Raw genomic sequence first — 19,754 nt, 5'->3', positions numbered from 1 at the left:
ATGCCAATGCTTGATATCAAAAACCTCACCCTAGAAATGCAGAACGGTGATAGCACCATAAAGGCTCTGGATAAGGTAAATTTGTCAGTGAGTTCAGGCGAGATTCGTGCTTTGGTGGGCGAATCGGGTTCTGGTAAAAGCCTTATTGTATCGGCAATTTGCGGAGCGCTTCCAAACCAGTGGAATTTAACCGCCGACCGCATGAGCTGGAAAGGAGAAAACCTATTAGGTATGTCGGTTCAACAACGCCGCGAAGTGATGCGTCGTGAAATTGCGGTGGTTTTTCAAAACCCGCAAGCGGCGCTTGACCCGTCGGCCACGCTTGGTGAGCAACTTGAAGAAAGCATTCCTGACGAATTCGTTGAAGGTAGCTGGTTTTGGCAACGTGCGCAGCACAGAAAAAAGATAGCAATAAGTACTGTACATAAGGTGGGAATAAAGCATCACAAGCATTACTTAAGTGCATTCCCTCACCAAATCCCCGCTGATATTGGGCAAAAGTTCATGATAGCCATGGCGCTAGTGTCTCAACCCAAATTACTTATCGCGGATGATCCTACTCGAGGCATGGAGCCCACAACCAAGACGCAGATCCTAAAACTCTTTACGCGCCTTAATCAAACTCGCTCTCTATCGATTTTGTTTGTCAGCCATGATTTGCTTGCCATTGCGAGTATGTCACATTCAATGACCGTCCTCTACGCGGGGCAAACGGTAGAATCGGGAAAGATGAAGCACATTAAAAAACGCCCTCTTCACCCTTACACTAAAGCGCTATTAGACAGTGCGCCAAGCTTCAGAAAGGACTTACCGCCTAAGTCTGCGCTACCTACATTAAGCGGCTCTATACCAACGCTACAACATTTGCCTATTGGTTGTCGTTTAGGCCCCCGCTGTCCACGAGCCCAGCGCGCTTGTGTGCAAACGCCCGCCGTACGCAAAATTCACGATCATAGCTACAGCTGTCATTACCCGCTACATATGGAGAAGCTGTGATGGACATTTTGCAGGTAAAAGACCTTACGTTTATACATAACGAAAAGAAGCGCTGGTTAAAGCGACCTGAGGTATTTCAACTTGGCCCGGTTAATATGAGCGTTAAACGAGGGGAAACTATTGCCATCATAGGGGAAAACCGTTCGGGTAAATCCCTTCTTGCTAAATTATTAGTTGGCGCCCTACCTGCCGATGCGGGTGAAATTGAAATAAACACTCACAAGTATTTAGCCAAGTACCAGTCAAAAGACGGCCAACGCAAGCGGACCCACGACATTCGTATGATTCTGCAACACAGTGCGGAATCGATGAACCCATCGGTTCCGGTGGGCAAAATCCTAGACGAACCTTTGCGTTTGAATACGGGTCTTAGCGAAGCCGAGCGCAAGCCTATTATCGAAGATATGTTGGTAAAGGTAGGGTTACTTCGCGAGCACTATTACTTTTACCGGCACATGCTTTCTGACGGCCAACAACAGCGCGTAGCCTTAGCTAGAGCTATAGTACTAAAACCCAAAGTGCTTGTTGCAGATGAACCCTTTGCTGCATTAGACCCTACTATTCGATCGCAGACGGTGAACCTAATACTGCAATTACAGCAAGAACTGGGTTTGGCGTTTATCTTCATAAGCCATAATTTAGGAATTGTCCGGCATATTGCAGATAGAGTTGTGGTAATGGAAGGCGGCGAAATTGTAGAGGAAGGTAAAACTGAAACTATTTTCAGGTGGCCGCAGCACACTCGCACTAAGAAACTGATCACCGCTTACCAGTCGCTAGTACCGCAAAATACAATCCGTTAAAGCGCTGAGGGCAGTAAACTGCCCTCCCATATCAAATATATATTTACGCTGGTTAGCCAACCAGCGCTAGCAAAATACCTGCAGCGACTGCACTACCTAACACACCGGCTACATTAGGCCCCATTGCATGCATCAACAGGAAATTGTGAGGGTTTGCTTCTAGGCCAACTTTATTAACGACCCTCGCAGCCATAGGCACGGCAGACACGCCCGCAGCACCAATAAGCGGGTTTATACTACCACCGGATAGCTTACTCATTAACTTAGCCATTAACACGCCAGCAGCAGTACCTATACCAAAGGCAATTGCGCCTAGGCCCAAAATACCCAAAGTTTCCACCGTAAGGAATGCCTCAGCCGATAGCTTAGAGCCCACAGCTAAACCAAGGAAAATGGTCACTGTGTTGATTAGCTCGTTTTGGGCTGTTTTACTTAATCTGTCTACAACGCCACACTCTTTCATCAAATTACCAAAGCAGAACATGCCTACTAGCGGCGTGGCAGCTGGTAAAAACAAGATGGTCATAAATAACACGGCGAGTGGAAAGATAATTTTTTCACGCTTTGATACAGGCCGAAGTTGACCCATTTTAATTTCGCGTTCCTCTTTTGTGGTCAGTGCTTTCATAATGGGCGGCTGGATAATAGGCACCAGCGCCATATAAGAATATGCGGCAACCGCAATAGCACCTAGCAAGTCAGGCGCTAAACGTGAAGCAAGGAAGATAGCCGTCGGCCCATCTGCGCCCCCTATTATAGCAATGGCACTGGCATCTTTTAACGTAAATTCAAAACCCGGAATAAGATTTAACGCTATTGCGCCAAACAAGGTAGCAAAAATACCGAACTGTGCGGCTGCGCCAAGCAGCAACATTTTAGGGTTTGCTATAAGTGCGCTGAAGTCTGTCATTGCACCTACGCCCATAAAAATGAGCAATGGGAATACGCCTGTATCAATCCCAATTTTATAGATGTAGTGCAATAAGCCACCCGCTTCTGAAAAACCAGCAATTGGAATATTTGTAAGCAGTGCGCCAAAACCAATGGGTAATAGGAGCAGTGGCTCAAATTTCTTAACAATGGCTAAATAGAGTAACCCGAAGCCTACCGCCATCATTATGAGCTGGCCCGCTTCAAAATGCGCAAGCGCGGTACTATCCCAAAGTACCATTAACTTATCCATGTATTACCCCAATAAGATTAACGGTTGACCGCTAGTTACAGCATCGCCTTCACCCACGGTAATGTCATTGACCGTACCGGAAAACGCCGAGCGGATCTCGGTTTCCATTTTCATGGCTTCAAGGATCATCACTACATCACCTTCGGATACACTATCGCCAGTTCGTACTAATACTTTAAATACGTTACCCGCTAGTGGCGCATCAATTGACTGCGACGACGCAGCGGCAGGTGAAGCTGTGCTAACAGTTTGTGGCTGGGGTTGAGCCGTATCGGCAGGCGTAACGCTCGTTAGCGTACCTGAGGGTGCCACTTCTACGCGATACACTTTCCCGTCTACGTTCACGTCGTAAGTTTCACTCGCAGTAGCCCCTTGTGAGTTTGACTTAGCTTCAGCAGGACTAGGCGCATGGGTGCCTTGCGACTCTTGAGCGCCCGGTGCAGGTTCAAACGCATCAGGATTACCGCGATTTTCGATAAACTTAAGGCCTATCTGCGGAAATAGTGCATAAGTCAGCACATCATCAATTTTGTCATCTGACAGCGAAAGTTGTTTTTTCTCGGCCAGTTCATCTAGCTCTTTGCTCAGCGTATCAAGCTCAGGCGCAATGTTATCAGCAGGTCTGCATGTTACAGGCTCTGCACCATCTAGCACACGCTCTTGTAGCTCACTGTTTACTGGTGCAGCAGTAGCACCATACTCGCCTTTGAGTACACCAGCCGTTTCTTTAGTGATACTCTTATAGCGCTCACCTGTTAGCACATTGAGTACCGACTGCGTGCCGACAATTTGCGAGGTAGGCGTTACAAGAGGAATATATCCAAGGTCTTCTCGTACCCGAGGGATTTCTTTTAACACCTCTTCAAACTTATCTTCAGCGCCCTGCTCTTTTAGCTGACTTTCCATGTTGGTTAGCATGCCACCTGGCACTTGGGCCAGCAGAATACGTGCATCTACGCCTTTAAGGCTTCCTTCAAATTTGCTGTATTTCTTTCTGACTTCTCTAAAATAACTCGCAATTTCTTCCAATTCAGGTAGCGCAATACCCGTGTCGCGTTCTGTACCTTCAACGATTGAAACCATAGTCTCAGTTGCGCTGTGACCGTAGGTCATGCTCATTGATGAAATAGCTGTATCGAGCATATCAATACCGGCATCAATGGCTTTTTGGTAAGTTGCGGTGCTCAACCCTGTTGTGGCGTGGCACTGCATGGCGATAGGTACATCGACGGTTTCTTTTAACCCTGTAATTAACGCTTCGCATTCATAAGGTTTTAAAAGCCCTGCCATGTCTTTAACACAAATAGAGTGCACACCGAGGTCTTCAAGTTGTTTAGCCATATCTAGCCATAGCTCTAGATTATGCACTGGACTTACAGTGTAAGAAATCGTGCCTTGCGCATGAGCGCCGCTATCTATGGTAGCTTTAATGGCAGTTTTTAAATTTCTGATGTCGTTCATGGCATCAAAAATCCTAAATACGTCTACACCGCTTTCGTGAGCGCGCTCTACAAAGCGAGTAACAACATCGTCAGCATAGTGGCGATAACCCAATAGGTTTTGACCACGCAATAACATTTGCTGTTTGGTATTGGGCATGGCTGCCTTTAACTTACGAATGCGCTCCCATGGGTCTTCTCCCAAATAACGGATACAGGCGTCAAAGGTCGCACCGCCCCAAGATTCAACAGACCAAAAGCCTGCCTTATCTAACTTTTCAGCAATGGGAAGCATGTCCTCAATACGCATACGCGTAGCAAGAAGCGATTGATGGGCATCACGCAGGACCAGCTCGGTAAGGGCCAGAGGCTTAGACATGGTAACTCCTGATATGGATTATTTGTTAGAATTTTGGCGATGGGTATGAATTGCGGCAGAAATAGCAGCGATGACATTACCGTCTATTCCCGGTTGTACCGCTTGATTATTTCGAGCCAAATTGGCTGAAGGCCGGGTCACATTGGCTAAAGGGTCTGATGTTTCACCTGGAAATGCTTCACAAAAACGTGCAATCAAATGAATGCCGACAATAAGCAGTCCCAAGAACGAAAAGACAAATACCATTCCTATGAGCATAAGAGAGCCTGCTTCAATGAGCAAACTAGCGACGGATTCCGAATTCATATTCAATCCTGTTGTTATTTTGTACCTGAATAAGTATCACGAGGTTTTTCAAAACACAACAAAACAGCATAAAAAACCACTAAAAATTGAATAAAACCCCTCAATATGAAACTTAATGCATTATTACTTAATAAATTTGCAACAAAAACATAGTATCAATGGCATACTGAGAGGTATTATCTTAGGCTCGCATTTAGTTTTGAAACGAACACTGTTTAATGAAAACCAGTATTCTCTGTAAAGTCGCTGTCTAATCGTTTTGCAAAGTCTTTAGCATGCATAGCTACTAATTCTAATTGCATATGATGCTCGTCTTCTGGAATGTATGAAGGCACGATCACTTGGTTGCCGTCGCAACCTACAGCCATAAATGTAATGAAACAACGGTTAGCTACAGTGGTTGTGTTGGCCGTAGCGTCCCCCGATTTAACCACCACATAGATGTGCATGCTCGAGCTACCTGTATGAACAAGAGACGCAGTTATCTCAACGAGTTGACCGACTTTTATAGGTTTTATGAAACGTATGCCGTTGGCAGATACTGTAACGCAATAGCATTTCGACCACTGAGCTGCACACGCATAGGCCGCTTGGTCAATCCACTTCATGACGATACCGCCGTGGACATTACCGCCGAAATTAACATCGGTAGGCTCTGCAAGAAATCGAAAAGTAGTGGATGGATGTGCCATAGCGTACCTCGCGCTTAACTGCTGTCAGACACATTAAGTTTAGCTTAAATTTTAAACAAAGCGTTTATACAAAAGTAGCGTAAAAAGAAAAGAAGAATTGAAGGATTCAAGAAATGAAAAAGCCCACCTAAAAAGGTGGGCTCTTCAATATGGCGCGTGTGGAAGGATTCGAACCTCCGACCGCCTGGTTCGTAGCCAGGTACTCTATCCAGCTGAGCTACACACGCGTTAACTTGTTTACTTTTGAATTTTACTTCAAAAGGTGACGCTTTAAAATAAGTGGCGCGTGTGGAAGGATTCGAACCTCCGACCGCCTGGTTCGTAGCCAGGTACTCTATCCAGCTGAGCTACACACGCGCAAAACTTGTTGTTGACCGCCACTGCCAACTAATAATGGCGGAGAGGGAGGGATTCGAACCCTCGATACGCGTATATGCGTATGGTTCCTTAGCAGGGAACTGGTTTCAGCCACTCACCCACCTCTCCTTGACTGCGGGGTGCATTTTACGGATTCATTGGCTTGAGTCAAACCTTTTTTATAAAGAAATTGTTCACCCGCTGCCATTTTAAACGATTCGAACAAAAAACCAGTAATTTGTTCGCAATACAAACAATTAAATGGAAAGTTATTAATTGTTTGCCATTAGTTTACGTTTGGATTTAATCAACCACTTACCGCTTTCAACTAAATTTTTGATCAATTTTTCAAAAATAACGTGAGTAATTTCTAAGTTTACTTGTTTATAACTACTTCACTACGTGGTTTCGATTTTGATTTAACGTAAAAAGATAAGACAGATTTTCTGGCTCAAAACAAAAAAGGTCAGCTAAAGCTGACCTTTCCAATGAAGCGTACAATGCAATTATTCTGCAGAATCTGGCTGACCGCCTTTTTCTGCCTGAATGCGCATATATATTTCTTCACGGTGCACAGAAACTTCTTTTGGTGCATTAACACCTATACGTACCTGATTCCCTTTTACGCCTAGTACGGTAACGGTTACATCGTCACCTACCATAAGCGTTTCACCAACTCGACGAGTCAAAATAAGCATTCGCTTGCTCCTGTTCCTTAATACTGAACATCATCCATTAAGATTTGCCAACCCAACGGCACGACCCGATGGTAGCGACAGTGATTCCCTGTTTCTGTGTCACTTCAAAAACTCACTGTTATACACAAAAATAATTATAGCTTATCTTGTAACCAAGCGTTAACCGAATCTAGTGCCTGGTTCAAGTTTTCAGGCTGATCTCCACCTGCCTGTGCCATGTCAGGACGACCGCCTCCTTTGCCACCTACTTGAGATGCAACAAAGTTAACCAGCTCGCCTGCCTTTACTTTACCTGTGAGGTTTTTAGTAACGCCAGCAATAAGATTCACTTTCGCATCGTTGGCCACACCTAGTACTACGATCCCTTCGCCAATTCGGTTTTTAATGTCATCCATCATTGAACGCAATGACTTCGCTTCAACACCTTCCAAATTCGCAACAAGAACTTTAACGCCATTTATCTCTACTGCATTACTAAGCATATCAGCACCTTGCTGACTCGCCAGTTTTTGTTTAGCAGAATTGAGTGCTTTTTCTAGTTCTTTAGTCTGATTTTGCAGAGAAACTACGCGATCGAGTACATTTTGGCTGTCAGTTTTCAGTAAACCAGACAACGAAGCTAAAGTAGCCTGCTGTGCTTGCACTACTTCAAGAGCTTGCTCACCTGTAACCGCTTCAATGCGTCGAACGCCCGATGCAATACCCGCCTCACTGGTAATTTTAAATAACCCAATGTCACCTGTGCGCGCAACGTGTGTACCGCCACATAGCTCAACAGAGAATGGGCCCATGGTTACAACGCGAACTTTTTCATCGTACTTCTCGCCAAATAGCGCCATAGCACCTGATGCTTTGGCTTCTTCTAGGTCCATAAGTTCAGTGGCTAGCGTATGGTTTGCGCGTATCTCTTGGTTGACGCGTTTTTCAATCTCTGTAAGTTGCTCAGCGGTAACTGCCTCAAAATGCGAAAAGTCAAAACGCATACGAGACGCTTCAACCAGTGAGCCTTTTTGCGTTACGTGCTCGCCAAGAATTTCACGCAGCGCCGCGTGAAGTAAGTGGGTAGCACTGTGGTTCTTTTTGATGGCTTCACGATTTGCAGAATCAATCGCAACCGTTGCCGTATCACCTTTAGACACCGAGCCTTTAGCAATACCTTTGTGTGCAAATGCATTACCCATTTTTTGGGTGTCTGTCACAATGAACTCACCGTTAGCAACGCGAAGTACACCTTTGTCACCAGCCTGACCGCCGCTTTCAGCGTAGAACGGCGTACTGTCTAGTACCACAACGCCTTCCTGACCGTCTTCTAGCTTTTCTACAAACGCATTGTCGGCAATAAGTTCAACCACATTAGCCTGTCCTTCCACATCGGTATAACCTGTGAATGAGGTTGTGTGGTCAATGGCAAGCTTGCTGTTGTAGTCTGCACCAAAGTTACTTGCCTGCTGAGCACGGGCACGCTGTGCTTGCATTGCAGCTTCAAAACCTTCTTCGTCAATCTTAAGGTCATGCTCACGAGCCACATCGTTTGTTAAATCTGTAGGGAAACCGTAAGTGTCGTAAAGCTTAAACACTACATCACCTGGTACTGTATCGCCTTCTAGGGTTTCCAGGGTGTCGTTTAGAATAGCCATACCACGAGCTAGGGTCTTGCTAAATTGCTCTTCTTCAACACGCAGTACTTTTTCAATAACAGGCAGCTGATCGACAAGCTCTGGATAGGCCTCGCCCATTTCTTTAGCCAGTGATGCCACTAGCTTATAGAAGAAAATATCGTTTGCGCCTAGCTGGTAGCCATGTCGAACCGCACGACGAATAATACGGCGCAACACATAACCACGCCCTTCATTGGTAGGCATTACGCCATCACAAATTAAGAAACTGCACGAACGGATATGATCGGCAATAACACGCAGAGATTTGTTTTCTAGGTCGTCAGTACCAACAATTGATGCCGCTGACTTGATCAAGTTTTGGAACAGGTCAATCTCGTAGTTACTGTGCACGTTTTGCAAAATAGCTGAAATACGCTCAAGGCCCATCCCTGTATCGATAGACGGTTTTGGCAGCGGCTCCATGGTACCGTCAGCTTGCTTATTAAACTGCATAAATACCAAGTTCCAAATCTCAATGAAACGGTCGCCGTCTTCTTCAGGCGTTCCTGGAGGGCCACCCCAGATGTGTGCTCCGTGGTCATAAAAGATCTCAGAGCATGGTCCACAGGGGCCAGTATCACCCATTGACCAGAAATTATCTGATGTGCTGATACGGATGATTTTTTCTTTAGGCACACCGATGTGGTTTTCCCAAATATCGAACGCTTCATCGTCGTCAGAGTAAACGGTAACGAGTAACTTTTCTTTTGGTAAACCTACTTCTTTAGTTAGAAAGTTCCATGCAAACTCGATCGCTTCTTTTTTGAAATAATCGCCGAAGCTAAAGTTACCCATCATTTCGAAAAAAGTATGGTGACGGGCGGTATAACCTACATTTTCAAGGTCGTTGTGTTTACCACCGGCGCGCACACAGCGCTGCGAAGATACTGCTCGGGTATAACTACGCTTTTCTGCACCTAAGAAGCAGTCTTTAAACTGGTTCATGCCCGCATTAGTAAAAAGAAGCGTGGGATCATCTGCCGGCACCAGTGACGAGCTAGCCACCGCCTGATGGCCATGGCTTTTAAAATAATCGATAAACTTGTTACGTAAGTCAGCAGTTGATAATGTCATTGAAAACCTAACTTCCTTTATTCTATTTTTGAAACGTGCGAATTGCCTGTTTGATAAGACTTATAATCGGGACATTTCGTCATTACTCAATGTGCCATACCCTAATACCATTCTTTGAATAGTAAAAATGCGCACAAATTTGCGCAACAATACCACGGAAAGCGCAATTTTGTTAAGTGGCAAGGGCACGAGATACCGCCAAATTTTACCTTAATTTAGCAAAAAATAGCGGATATTCATTTAGGTGATTAGTAAGATGGTGCGGAGCTTGGCAAAACTGGCCGAAAAGAAACGTTTAGTTTAGTTAGCACTAACCGCATAATCGATGTGTTCTTGGTAAAAACCACGGTACTGCAAAAATTGTTTTTGCTTTTGCCTTAAGGCGAATTCTTTTTCATAAAACTCGCCGAACTTCTTTTCTTTTACCTTTTTTGCGCTTTCAAACCAGTCAGCATCAATCTCTGCCATTGCATGCTCAGCAGTACTCTCATCTACGCCATATTGCTGTAAGTCTAGTTTTATTGCACGAGGTCCCTTCCCTTTCAAATACAGTGCGCGCGCTCGGCTTTCAGCAAACCTGGCGTCACTTTGAATATCAGCGTCTTTAAATTCCTCCAGAATAGGCATAAAAGCCTCACTCGCTATTCCTTTCTGCTGTAGCTTGCGCACTACCTCGTTAAAGCTATGCTCTCGTCGTGCCAGCATGCGAGTAATCGCGTCGGTAATGATTTTTCGATCGAACTCTGACATTTTTGTAAACTTACTCTTCTGTATTAAACGTAGAAACCGCGTTATTTTAGCGCTAAATACTCGTATATTGCGACTATCTAAGCGTTTTACGCATAAACCCTCTACATAATGTTAACTGCATGACAGCACCTGACTATCGCATAACAATAATTGATTCTATCGAACAGCTTTCGAAAGAGCGTTGGCAACAGCTTGCAAAAAATGCAGGCCCTTTTCTTTCTTATGAGTTTTTGCATACGTTAGAAAGCAGTGGTTCGTGTAAAAGCGAATCTGGCTGGCAACCATGTCATATTGCTATAACCCATGATCAGCAAGAAAAAGTCAGCATCCTTATTCCTGGCTTTTTGAAAACGCATAGCTATGGCGAGTATGTATTTGACCAGGCATGGGCCAACGCATATGCGCAGCACGGGCTCGACTATTATCCTAAATGGATATCAGCAATTCCTTTCACCCCTGTTACAGGCCCAAGGATACTTTGCGATGATAGCGAAACCCTAACGCACGCTCTTATGGAGAAACTGGAGCATACTTTAACAGAGTATGTAGCATCAGTGTTTGGGGAAGAGCTTTCTTCTTTTCACTACCTGTTTCCCAATGAGAGAACGTCGGCACAACTTTCAGTTAGCAGCGAAACGCAAGCTTCGGATTTGACCCACGCTGCAAGGCGATATTTAACCCGTTACGCCGTTCAGTTTCAGTGGCATAACTACGGGTATGGTGACTTCGACGATTTTCTTAATGCACTGACATCCCGCAAAAGAAAAGATATCAAGAAAAGCCGCCGTAGACTCAGTGAGCAAGGCGTTCGATTTACCCACCATACGGGAAGTGAAATTACCCCAGAAACTCTGCAGTTTTTCACAAAGTGTTACAAAGCAACCTATTTAAAACGCAGCGGCCACGTGGGATATTTAAATGATGCGTTCTTTGAGCAACTTGTCGAGACTATGAGCGACAACATGCTTATTGTAACTGCAATGGAAAGTGAAATTGCGGTAGCCAGCGCCCTATTTTTCTATGATGAAACAGGGCTGTATGGTAGATACTGGGGAGCACTTAAAGAAATAGACGGGTTACACTTTGCCTGCTGTTATTTTGAAGGCATCGAATTTGCCATTTCGAAAAAGCTAAAGCTATTTAACCCCGGAACCCAGGGTGAGCATAAAATACTTCGAGGTTTCGAGCCTATTTATTGTCGTTCACACCACAAATTAAGACATGCATCGTTTCACAGTGCTGTAGCAGACTTTTTACAGCGCGAAACGCCGCATATCACCAGCTATTTTAATCAGGCACGGAATGCTTTACCGTTTAACAAGGAATTTGTGCCTACTTTAAAAACAACGAGTGTCACTGCACCTAACGACGACACTTATAATCACAACGAGAAAAATGATGAAACATAAACTTTTAGCCGTAGCGATTGCGGCATCTTTAGGCATTGCAGGCTGCGGTCAGCCTGAGCAAGCAAAAGAACAAACTCAGGAAACCGCTGTTAAGGCGAAAGGTGAAGCAGAACTAGGTTCTTTCGGCGTTGACCTAAGCGCACGCAACGAAGCAGTAAAACCTGGTGATGACTTCTTTATGTACGCCAGCGGAACATGGTACGACAACTATGAACTTCCTGCAGATAAAACCCGCTATGGCGCGTTTACTGGTCTAGCTGAACGCAGTGAAGAGCAGGTTAAAAACATCATTGATGGGCTTATGGAGAAAACGTCTTTAAATGAAGAAGAGCAGCTTGTTCATGACTTCTTTGTTGCCTACATGGACACCGATACCATTAATGAAAAAGGTATTGAGCCAATTCAGGACGTACTTACTTCGATAGAAAACATCGAAAATAGAACTGACCTAACCAAAGCATTTGGTAATAGCTGGCTGGTAGGTTCTAGTACACCTATTTATGGTGGTATGTGGTACAACCGCCTTGACCCGAATGAATACCAGCTAAGTGTTGGTGTAGGTGGTTTAGGCCTTCCTGATCGCGATTACTACCTAAGCGATAGCGAACGTTTTGTTAAGATCCGCGAAGCTTATGTAGCACACATTGAGGAAATGCTTAATTTTGCAGGCGAAGAAAACGCAGCAGAAAAAGCAGCGAACATTCTTGCTCTTGAGACACAAATTGCAGATATTCAATGGCCCCGTGAAAAACGCCGTGACCGCGACCTAACGCTTAACCAAATTGAGCGTAGTAAATTATCTGACGCATACCCAGGTTTTGATTGGGACACATATTTTGCTCAAACTGGTTACAAGGTACCTGAGCTAAATATTACTCAACCAGAGCCAGTCAAAGACGTTATCAAAATTATTAACGAGGCTGACTTAGCCGATTGGAAATCGTATTTGAAGTATCACACTATTTCAAATAACGCTGGCTTCCTTTCTGAAGATATCTACTTAGCTAATTTTGATTTCTTCGGTCGCACCCTGAGCGGCCAGCAAGAGCCTCGTCCTCGCTGGAAACGTGCGGTAAGCCAAATGTCAGGCACTGAGTCTTTAGGTTTTGCTATTGGTAAGATTTACGTTAACGAATACTTCCCAGAGAGCTCAAAAGAGCAAATGGCGGAATTGGTTGAGAACTTGCGTACAGCGCTAGGTGAGCGTATTGAAAACCTAGACTGGATGAGCGAAGAAACCAAGGTTAACGCAAAAGAAAAGCTAATGGCGTTTAACCCTAAAATTGGCTACCCAGATGAATGGCAGTCATTCGACGGCGTAACCATTAGTGACAAAGACTTAGTGGGCAATGTGCGCAACCTGCGTACTTTCTTCCAAGACCAGTCAGTTGAGCGCGAGCTAGAGAAAACTGACCGCAATCGTTGGGGTATGACACCGCAGCGCGTTAATGCCTACTACAATAGTTCGTTCAATGAGATTGTATTCCCGGCGGCTATTTTACAACCGCCATTTTTCGATCCTAATGCCGATGCAGCTGTTAACTACGGTGCTATTGGTGCGGTAATTGGACATGAGATGGGCCACGGTTTTGACGACCAAGGTTCGAAGTCTGATGCCAACGGTATTCAGCGCAACTGGTGGACAGATGCCGACCGTGCAGCATTTGAAGAAAAAGCAGACATGCTAGCCGAGCAATACAGCCAATACGAGCCTATCGAAGGTAACTTCGTAAACGGTCGCAACAGTCTAGGTGAGAACATTGGCGATGTGGGCGGTCTAGCTATGGCCTACCACGCTTACAAGCTTAGCCTTAACGGCAAAGAAGCACCGGTAATTGACGGCTTAACGGGCGATCAACGCTTCTTCCTAGCTTGGGCTCAAGTGTGGAAAGAAAAGCGCACGGAAGAAAGTATGCTTAACCAACTACGTGCAGGTACCCACGCACCGGGCCGCTATCGTGCTCAAGCGCCAAGAAACCATGATGCTTGGTATGAGGCATTTGATGTGAAGCCAGGTGATGCACTATATCTTGCGCCAGAAGAGCGCGTGAGAATTTGGTAACGTGTTGATTGAGCAGTTTGGTGAGCCATATACTGGCTCACTGCGCCGGATAGCATGATGCATTGGGCACCAACTACTTAATATATAAGAAAGGCGGTACGACTTATGTCCTACCGCCTTTTTATATTTTTAAATCAATACCTTGGGTATTTAATCGCATCTAAAAGCAGCGCTTATTTTTCGTGCCCTTGTTTATTTTCCATATTGGGCAACTAAATCGCGAACGTATTGCTTACAGCGCGTCACAGCTTCCGAGAAGTCACCGTTTCCTACGCTTCCCATTGAATAGCGCAGCCAATAACCATCAATTAGTGCAGCGGTGGACGCAGCGGCGTTTTTGACCTGTGCAGGTTGAAGCAGCTTGCGGTAGCTAAAAGCTAAATTCCGCTCTAAGCGCTTATGGTTAATCGTTTGCAAACGGTGCAGCCCTTCATTGTGTAGCGATAGCGCCCAAAAGTTAAACCAAGTATTGGTGGCTGAACTTGCCCCTTGCGTTTGCGAAAAGTTGTTTTCGATAATGAAGTCGATACGCTGAAGTGGATCGTCAATACGCTGCGTAATTTTTAGCGCATCGAGAAGATGGCGCATAGTTGCTTCAATTAACCCTTGCTTATCACCGAAATAGTGACTGATTATCCCTGAAGAAAGCCCAGCTTTTTTGCTAATTAAGCTAATCGTTGTGCCGTGATAGCCAACCTCTGCCATCACTTCCAGCGTTGCTTCAATTAATTGCTTCTTGCGAACTGGCTCCATTCCCACCTTGGGCATGCTACAACTCCAAACCTTAAATCTAAAAAATAACCTGCAACAGCGCTATGCTGTCGCAGGTATGATATCACGATTAAAAGGTTAAGCGTGCGTTGACTGCTACCGCCCGTGGTGCACCAATCCAAAATGCACCCGGCGCTATGGTTGAAGCATAATCTTCATCGAACAAGTTATTGACGGTTAGACGCACTTCGAGTTCTTCAACACCCGGCCCTATGTTTTCAATAAAACCTCCCACATAGAAGTCGCTAACAATGTAGTCATCTACTTGCGCCGCATTTTCGATATCTAGGTAGCGGCTATCGACGTACTTAGTCGACAAGCCAGCAAAGTAGTTATCGCGTGCCCAGTCTAGGCTCACAACTGCCATAGTATCAGGTGTACCGATAACCGTATTACCTTCAATTGCTACCAGCGATACTTCTGGGTTTTCAGCGTCTTCAATAGCAGCTTGGGCATCGGCAAGTGTATCGTATTGCGTACCTGAACTGCCTACCGTCGCAACGTACTCAGAATCGCTTAGGGTAATAGAGGTAAACAACGAGAACTCTTCAGTTAGCATAACGTCTGCTGAAATTTCAAAACCGCTAGACTCGATCCCCCCCACATTTTTATAACCACCAGCGGCGGCTTCAAGAAAGTCTATACCCTCTGAAGTCTCGTTACTGGTAAATTGGATACGGTCATTAAACTCTATATTGTAGTAGGTCACACTGGCATTAAAGCCTGGTGATGCATAGCGGAAACCCACGTCGATGTTGTCAGCGGTTTCTGGCTTTATAAAACGAAGGTCGGTATCGTTGCGTTCAAGCTGGGCGTCTTTTATTGCGGCAAAGTTTTCACCGTAACCCGCGAAAATCTCTACTCCTTCAATGGGTAGTGGTGCGACGATACCGGCTGAGAACAATGTATCTGAATCAGTATTCACAGCTAAGTTGTTAGCCGAATCGAAATTGTCCGTTTTTTCAATATCGACGTTAAACTTCTTCGCACCGGCACGAATGCGAGCAAAACCTAGGTCTAGCTCGTCTTCCACATAGTACATTAGGGTATCAACTGGGAATGTTCTATCGTACTGCACCCAATAAGGCACGTTGTCATAATCTACACTGATAGATGAATTGGTGATCTTGTGCCAGTCCCGTGACTCTCCTCGCTCATAGTCTTCCCACCAAATTCCGAAACGAACCGTATTGTCAAAGTCACCTATTTTGGTGTACCACACTGCATCGGCATTTATACCGAAGCGCTCTTTGTCATAATGGGTGTGGCGGTAAGAACCTACTGGAATAGCGCCTTGCTCATGACAGCCCGGATCGTACTGTGCGCCAGCACCGCCATAAGGAAAGGTTAGTGAGCTTTGACAACCTTCAATTGGACTTAGCTGATTACCTTGTCTATCTACGAAGTAAATTTGACCGAGCTCTTGCCCGCCGTAAACCGTATTACCGACCACAAGTTCAGAGTGTCCTTGTGCACCGTCATCAGTGATATCAACGATATAAGGTGGGACCCATTCACCGCGACCTTCGTTGTCGTGATAGTACACGTTAGTCATAAAGTCGACTTGACCAATGGTAAATTCAGCCTGAAGATAGGCAAAAAGGTTTTCTCGTAATGTAGACCAACCTCTGCGATATGCCTGATCCTGATACGGTACACCTGTCCATTCGTCAGTTAGCTGGTCCCAGTCTGGGTTTTGCTCATATTGCGCTAAACCATAAATGCGCTGGTAGTTGTCTTCGTGTGTATCGTCGTAAGACAGATAACCAGTAAGTGATACATCGTTAACGGTAGAGATAAACTTCATAGCTAAATGGTCGCGGGTATTTTCCGCCGCCTGCTGCATAAAGTCAGAGCTTTCTTGACTTGAAAGGCTTATCCAAGCGTAAGTGTCTTTGAATATTTCACCCGTTTCATAACGAACATAGTATTTAGATGCATCGAACGAGCCTGCGGTTACGCTGGTGACTAAGCCTTGCTCCATTGACGGGTCTATGGTGGTGAAGTTTAGTGTGCCGCCTAATGCTTCATGAGAACGAGAAGCGATGTCTGCAGTACCCTGTGACACCTCTACGCCATTTACGTTTTCAGTATCGATATAGCGATTTGCTTTTGCGCCACCACCGTAGTTTGAATTACCGTTGGCAATGCCATCTACCGTCATACCTATTTGCTGTTCGTTTAGGTTTACCTGAAACCCACGAATAACGATAGACGTTGACCAATCATCAGCGCCAAAGGTATCGCCTTCGTTAATGAGTACGCCGGGTAAATTGTCCACCGCGGCTAAAACACTGCTAAGATTTGCCTGCTGTTTAAACATGTCGTCGCTGGTTGCGTTATTTGCGTAAGAAACGCTGCGCCCGACAACAGTAATTTCTTCTATACGCTCTTCCTCTGCGCGTTCCGCTTCTTCCGCCAAAACTTGTGACGATGCAGCCATAGATGAAAGGGCAGCAAGTATTGCTATAGACAATTTGTTGTGTGATTTCATGTGTTTCCCAAAGTAGTTGTGTATTGTTTACACACTACTTTAGTAGGGTATTGTTACACTTAGGTTAAGTTTAATTGAACAATCAATTAATTTAACTACTAAGTTTTTCCTGGGAGGGTGAGCTTAATTCGACTTGAAAGTTGTAAACCTTCCTCAATAAATCGCCGTGCTACAGGAAAGATTAAGTTATGGATATAAAAAAGCCCTCCAGAGGAGGGCTAAAAAAGGGAAAGGTTTTGTTTACGTCAAACTCTTATTACGATTGCGTTGCGGCTTGAAAGCTCGTGTTGCTTTCAGTCCCGGCTACTTGCTTTTTTGCATAAAGCAAAGCGTCGTGAAGCGTTTCGAAGTTAGGTATACCTGGATGCGCTTCATTTACGCCTTCAAGTACCTTATTGACTTCAGCGTTAGCACCGCAAATCACAAGCTGTCGGCCAGCCGCTAGAGCGTCTGATGTTACCGTATCAACTGCCATAGCCGCCGATACATCCATCAAAGGTACTCGAGAGAAGTCTAGTATAGTGACTTTCGCACCAGGTCTTACTCGCTCGCGTACATGGTGACCTAAATCGGCTGCCGCGCCAAAGCTAAGTGGACCACCAAAACTAAAGATTGATACTTTGTCTTTAAGCGACTCTAGCAGGTCATTCTCTTTAGGGTCGTTTAGTGACTCTGGGATCTTCTTAAGCTCTTCAATTTGAAGCTGTGCGATTTGCTTAACGTATGCAAGTGCTGCAAATACAACGCCCACACCAACCGCTGTGATTAGGTCTACAAACACCGTAAGTGCAAGCACCATAATCATTAGGCCGAAGTCCCAACGGGGGCCTTTGTGTGCACGTTTCAGGTAGCTCCAGTCGATGATGTCTAAACCAACTTTAACCAAAATACCTGCAAGTACTGCGTGAGGAATTTGCGCCGCTAATGGGCTAAGGCCTAGTACGATGGCTAAAAGCACTAGCGCATGAACCATACCTGAAATATTGTATTTACCACCGCTGCGGATATTAACAACTGTACGCATTGTCGCGCCTGCACCAGCGATACCGCCAATAAGGCCGGCAAAGGTGTTACCGATACCTTGTCCGATAAGCTCTTTATTGCTGTCGTGACGAGTACGCGTCATGTTATCAGCAACCAGTGACGTCAATAGACTATCGATAGCGCCCAGTACAGCTAGGATGAACGCTGCTTCAAGAATTAGCAGCGCCTTACTTTGGTCAAACACTGGTAGGTGAAGACTTGGTAAACCAGTAGGGATATCGCCAAGAATTGGTACTGAAAGCGCTAAACTTACTAATGTACCAATGATTAACGCAGCGAGTGCACCTGGCACATACTTGCCTAATTGAGGTGGCCATTTGTAGGCAATGACTAATGTACCTAAACCTAATGCAAGGGTAGCAAAGTCAATGTCAGCAAGGGCTGTAGGTAGGTAAGACAGTGCGCCAATTGTTCCACCTGGAGGTTCATGACCCAATAGTCTTCCCAATTGAAGGATAATAATGATGGCACCGATGCCCGACATAAAGCCCGAAATTACCGGGTATGGCACTAATCGAATGTACTGACCTACGCCAAGCACACCAAATACAATTTGGAATACACCCGCCAATATCACTGCAGTGAATATAAGGCTGGCGTCGCCAGAAAGACTTGCGAATAAGCCGGCAAGAACCACCACCATTGGCCCTGTAGGACCTGAAATTTGCGCAGGCGTTCCACCAAACAGCGCAGCAAAAAAGCCAACGGCGATAGCACCGTAAAGACCCGCCATTGGGCCAAGACCTGACGCCACACCCAGCGCGAGCGCTAGTGGTAAAGCAACGATACCGGCTGTTAAACCGCCGGTAAAATCGCCTCGTAAATTAGAAAGATTAATTTTAACCATAGTGTTTGACCTTATTCGCCGCGCGTAAGTTGTGCTTCAGCCGCACTCTGGTCCATGGCTTCAAACTCACCAGTTTCAGCGTTGTAGCAAAGCACATCACCTTCACCGATGTTGTAAACCCATCCGTGCAGCTTAACCTGGCCTGTAGCAATTTTTGCAGCTACAGCTGGGTGCGTGCGAAGGTGTTGAATCTGCTGAACAACGTTTTCTTTTGTTACTGCTTCTAAATCTTCTAGCGACAAGTCTGAATGACCGCAGCGCTCTTTAACTACGTCAGTTGCCACACGACAATGGCCTAACCATTCTTTAACATGCGGAAGTGAACTCAAACCTTCTGGGTTGATTGCACCTTTCATTGCACCACAGTCTGTGTGACCACAGATAACGATATGAGAAACACCCAACGCAGCAACAGCAAATTCAATAGACGCTGTCATTCCACCGGTTTGATTACTGTGAGGAGGTACAATATTGCCCGCATTACGGCAGATAAAAAGCTCGCCTGGGTCAGTTTGTGTTACTAGGTTAGGGTCGATACGTGAGTCTGAACACGTGATGAAAAGCACTTCTGGGTTTTGACCGTTCGCTAGCTTTTGAAACGTAGCTTTTTTATTCGGATAAACTTCTTTCTGAAATTTAGCCACACCAGAGATAACGTGATCCATAGATAACTCCCAATTTTTTTAATAATTGTAATGATTATGTAATTACGCCAGTTTCACCTGATAGATTAATAGTTTAATATACTAACTCGCGATAGCTAAATACTATCACAACCAAAACATCATCAAC

The 19,754-nt window shown here is 45.2% G+C and carries 15 protein-coding genes and 3 tRNA genes; 4 read left to right on the top strand and 14 right to left on the bottom strand.

All coding sequences use genetic code 11. From position 1 onward, the window contains the following. Both IW644_RS00655 and IW644_RS00650 read left to right on the top strand, forming a co-directional pair. A complete protein-coding gene (locus IW644_RS00655) occupies window positions 1–996 on the top strand; it encodes a peptide ABC transporter ATP-binding protein (RefSeq protein ID WP_269916000.1) in 996 nt (331 codons plus the stop codon). Further along, window positions 996–1,799, top strand: a complete 804-nt coding sequence (locus tag IW644_RS00650; protein WP_269916564.1) for an ATP-binding cassette domain-containing protein — start codon at window positions 996–998, stop codon at window positions 1,797–1,799. The genes IW644_RS00655 and IW644_RS00650 overlap by 1 nt, the downstream gene beginning before the upstream one ends. 52 nt (window positions 1,800–1,851) lie before the next feature. Here IW644_RS00650 and IW644_RS00645 read toward each other — a convergent pair whose 3' ends face one another. The 10 genes from IW644_RS00645 to IW644_RS00600 all read right to left on the bottom strand — a co-directional run bounded on the left by IW644_RS00645 (window position 1,852) and on the right by IW644_RS00600 (window position 10,335). Continuing rightward, entirely contained in the window at window positions 1,852–2,982 is a 1,131-nt protein-coding gene (locus IW644_RS00645) for a sodium ion-translocating decarboxylase subunit beta (RefSeq protein ID WP_014948675.1), read from the bottom strand. Window positions 2,983–2,985: 3 nt separating this feature from the next. Next, window positions 2,986–4,800 carry a sodium-extruding oxaloacetate decarboxylase subunit alpha gene (gene oadA, locus IW644_RS00640; protein ID WP_269915999.1) on the bottom strand — a complete coding sequence of 605 codons (1,815 nt, stop codon included), beginning with the start codon at window positions 4,798–4,800 and terminating at the stop codon, window positions 2,986–2,988. Window positions 4,801–4,818: 18 nt separating this feature from the next. Next, window positions 4,819–5,106 (bottom strand): OadG family protein, encoded by a 288-nt coding sequence (locus IW644_RS00635; protein WP_269915998.1) that lies wholly within the window; start codon window positions 5,104–5,106, stop codon window positions 4,819–4,821. A gap of 215 nt (window positions 5,107–5,321) precedes the next feature. Then, window positions 5,322–5,798 (bottom strand): acyl-CoA thioesterase, encoded by a 477-nt coding sequence (locus IW644_RS00630; RefSeq protein WP_269915997.1) that lies wholly within the window; start codon window positions 5,796–5,798, stop codon window positions 5,322–5,324. A gap of 150 nt (window positions 5,799–5,948) precedes the next feature. After that, window positions 5,949–6,025 (bottom strand) — tRNA-Arg (locus IW644_RS00625). A 53-nt stretch (window positions 6,026–6,078) separates the two neighbouring features. Continuing rightward, window positions 6,079–6,155: transfer RNA gene (locus IW644_RS00620), tRNA-Arg, on the bottom strand. Window positions 6,156–6,192: 37 nt separating this feature from the next. Continuing rightward, a tRNA-Ser gene (locus IW644_RS00615) sits at window positions 6,193–6,284 on the bottom strand. Window positions 6,285–6,661: 377 nt separating this feature from the next. After that, window positions 6,662–6,853, bottom strand: a complete 192-nt coding sequence (csrA, locus tag IW644_RS00610; protein WP_032094439.1) for a carbon storage regulator CsrA — start codon at window positions 6,851–6,853, stop codon at window positions 6,662–6,664. Window positions 6,854–6,987: 134 nt separating this feature from the next. Next, complete coding sequence (gene alaS, locus IW644_RS00605; RefSeq protein ID WP_269915996.1) at window positions 6,988–9,585, bottom strand: alanine--tRNA ligase; 2,598 nt, start codon at window positions 9,583–9,585, stop codon at window positions 6,988–6,990. Window positions 9,586–9,885: 300 nt separating this feature from the next. Beyond that, window positions 9,886–10,335, bottom strand: a complete 450-nt coding sequence (locus IW644_RS00600; protein WP_269915995.1) for a regulatory protein RecX — start codon at window positions 10,333–10,335, stop codon at window positions 9,886–9,888. A gap of 119 nt (window positions 10,336–10,454) precedes the next feature. Here IW644_RS00600 and IW644_RS00595 point away from each other — a divergent pair, with 119 nt between their 5' ends. Together IW644_RS00595 and IW644_RS00590 are read left to right on the top strand one after the other, a co-directional pair. After that, the gene (locus IW644_RS00595; protein ID WP_269915994.1) at window positions 10,455–11,744 is read left to right on the top strand and encodes a GNAT family N-acetyltransferase; all 1,290 of its coding nucleotides are present in this window, start codon (window positions 10,455–10,457) and stop codon (window positions 11,742–11,744) included. Next, the gene (locus IW644_RS00590) at window positions 11,734–13,806 is read left to right on the top strand and encodes a M13 family metallopeptidase (RefSeq protein WP_269916563.1); all 2,073 of its coding nucleotides are present in this window, start codon (window positions 11,734–11,736) and stop codon (window positions 13,804–13,806) included. The genes IW644_RS00595 and IW644_RS00590 overlap by 11 nt, the downstream gene beginning before the upstream one ends. Window positions 13,807–13,998: 192 nt before the next feature. Here IW644_RS00590 and betI read toward each other — a convergent pair whose 3' ends face one another. The 4 genes from betI to IW644_RS00570 form a co-directional block, all read right to left on the bottom strand. Continuing rightward, window positions 13,999–14,574: a transcriptional regulator BetI gene (betI, locus tag IW644_RS00585; RefSeq protein WP_269915993.1), complete on the bottom strand. Its 576-nt coding sequence runs from the start codon at window positions 14,572–14,574 to the stop codon at window positions 13,999–14,001. Window positions 14,575–14,647: 73 nt separating this feature from the next. Continuing rightward, the gene (locus IW644_RS00580; protein WP_269915992.1) at window positions 14,648–17,071 is read right to left on the bottom strand and encodes a TonB-dependent receptor domain-containing protein; all 2,424 of its coding nucleotides are present in this window, start codon (window positions 17,069–17,071) and stop codon (window positions 14,648–14,650) included. 256 nt (window positions 17,072–17,327) lie between these two features. Further along, complete coding sequence (locus tag IW644_RS00575) at window positions 17,328–18,962, bottom strand: SulP family inorganic anion transporter (RefSeq protein ID WP_269915991.1); 1,635 nt, start codon at window positions 18,960–18,962, stop codon at window positions 17,328–17,330. 11 nt (window positions 18,963–18,973) lie between these two features. Continuing rightward, entirely contained in the window at window positions 18,974–19,627 is a 654-nt protein-coding gene (locus IW644_RS00570; protein WP_269915990.1) for a carbonic anhydrase, read from the bottom strand. Between the last annotated feature and the right edge of the window lie 127 nt (window positions 19,628–19,754).

The organism is Alteromonas sp. PRIM-21 (assembly GCF_027563165.1).
Classification (GTDB): domain Bacteria; phylum Pseudomonadota; class Gammaproteobacteria; order Enterobacterales; family Alteromonadaceae; genus Alteromonas; species Alteromonas macleodii_A.
This window is presented reverse-complemented; position numbering and strand designations above follow the sequence as displayed.

Excerpts from the sequence above, each read along its gene's own strand:
- IW644_RS00645 (WP_014948675.1), bottom strand. The coding sequence starts at position 2,982 with ATGGATAAGTTAATGGTACTTTGGGATAGTACCGCGCTTGCGCATTTT.
- IW644_RS00575 (WP_269915991.1), bottom strand. The coding sequence starts at position 18,962 with ATGGTTAAAATTAATCTTTCTAATTTACGAGGCGATTTTACCGGCGGT.
- alaS (WP_269915996.1), bottom strand. The coding sequence starts at position 9,585 with ATGACATTATCAACTGCTGACTTACGTAACAAGTTTATCGATTATTTT.
- IW644_RS00580 (WP_269915992.1), bottom strand. The coding sequence starts at position 17,071 with ATGAAATCACACAACAAATTGTCTATAGCAATACTTGCTGCCCTTTCA.
- IW644_RS00595 (WP_269915994.1), top strand. The coding sequence starts at position 10,455 with ATGACAGCACCTGACTATCGCATAACAATAATTGATTCTATCGAACAG.
- IW644_RS00600 (WP_269915995.1), bottom strand. The coding sequence starts at position 10,335 with ATGTCAGAGTTCGATCGAAAAATCATTACCGACGCGATTACTCGCATG.
- oadA (WP_269915999.1), bottom strand. The coding sequence starts at position 4,800 with ATGTCTAAGCCTCTGGCCCTTACCGAGCTGGTCCTGCGTGATGCCCAT.
- IW644_RS00635 (WP_269915998.1), bottom strand. The coding sequence starts at position 5,106 with ATGAATTCGGAATCCGTCGCTAGTTTGCTCATTGAAGCAGGCTCTCTT.
- IW644_RS00650 (WP_269916564.1), top strand. The coding sequence starts at position 996 with ATGGACATTTTGCAGGTAAAAGACCTTACGTTTATACATAACGAAAAG.
- IW644_RS00590 (WP_269916563.1), top strand. The coding sequence starts at position 11,734 with ATGAAACATAAACTTTTAGCCGTAGCGATTGCGGCATCTTTAGGCATT.
- betI (WP_269915993.1), bottom strand. The coding sequence starts at position 14,574 with ATGCCCAAGGTGGGAATGGAGCCAGTTCGCAAGAAGCAATTAATTGAA.
- csrA (WP_032094439.1), bottom strand. The coding sequence starts at position 6,853 with ATGCTTATTTTGACTCGTCGAGTTGGTGAAACGCTTATGGTAGGTGAC.
- IW644_RS00570 (WP_269915990.1), bottom strand. The coding sequence starts at position 19,627 with ATGGATCACGTTATCTCTGGTGTGGCTAAATTTCAGAAAGAAGTTTAT.
- IW644_RS00630 (WP_269915997.1), bottom strand. The coding sequence starts at position 5,798 with ATGGCACATCCATCCACTACTTTTCGATTTCTTGCAGAGCCTACCGAT.
- IW644_RS00655 (WP_269916000.1), top strand. The coding sequence starts at position 1 with ATGCCAATGCTTGATATCAAAAACCTCACCCTAGAAATGCAGAACGGT.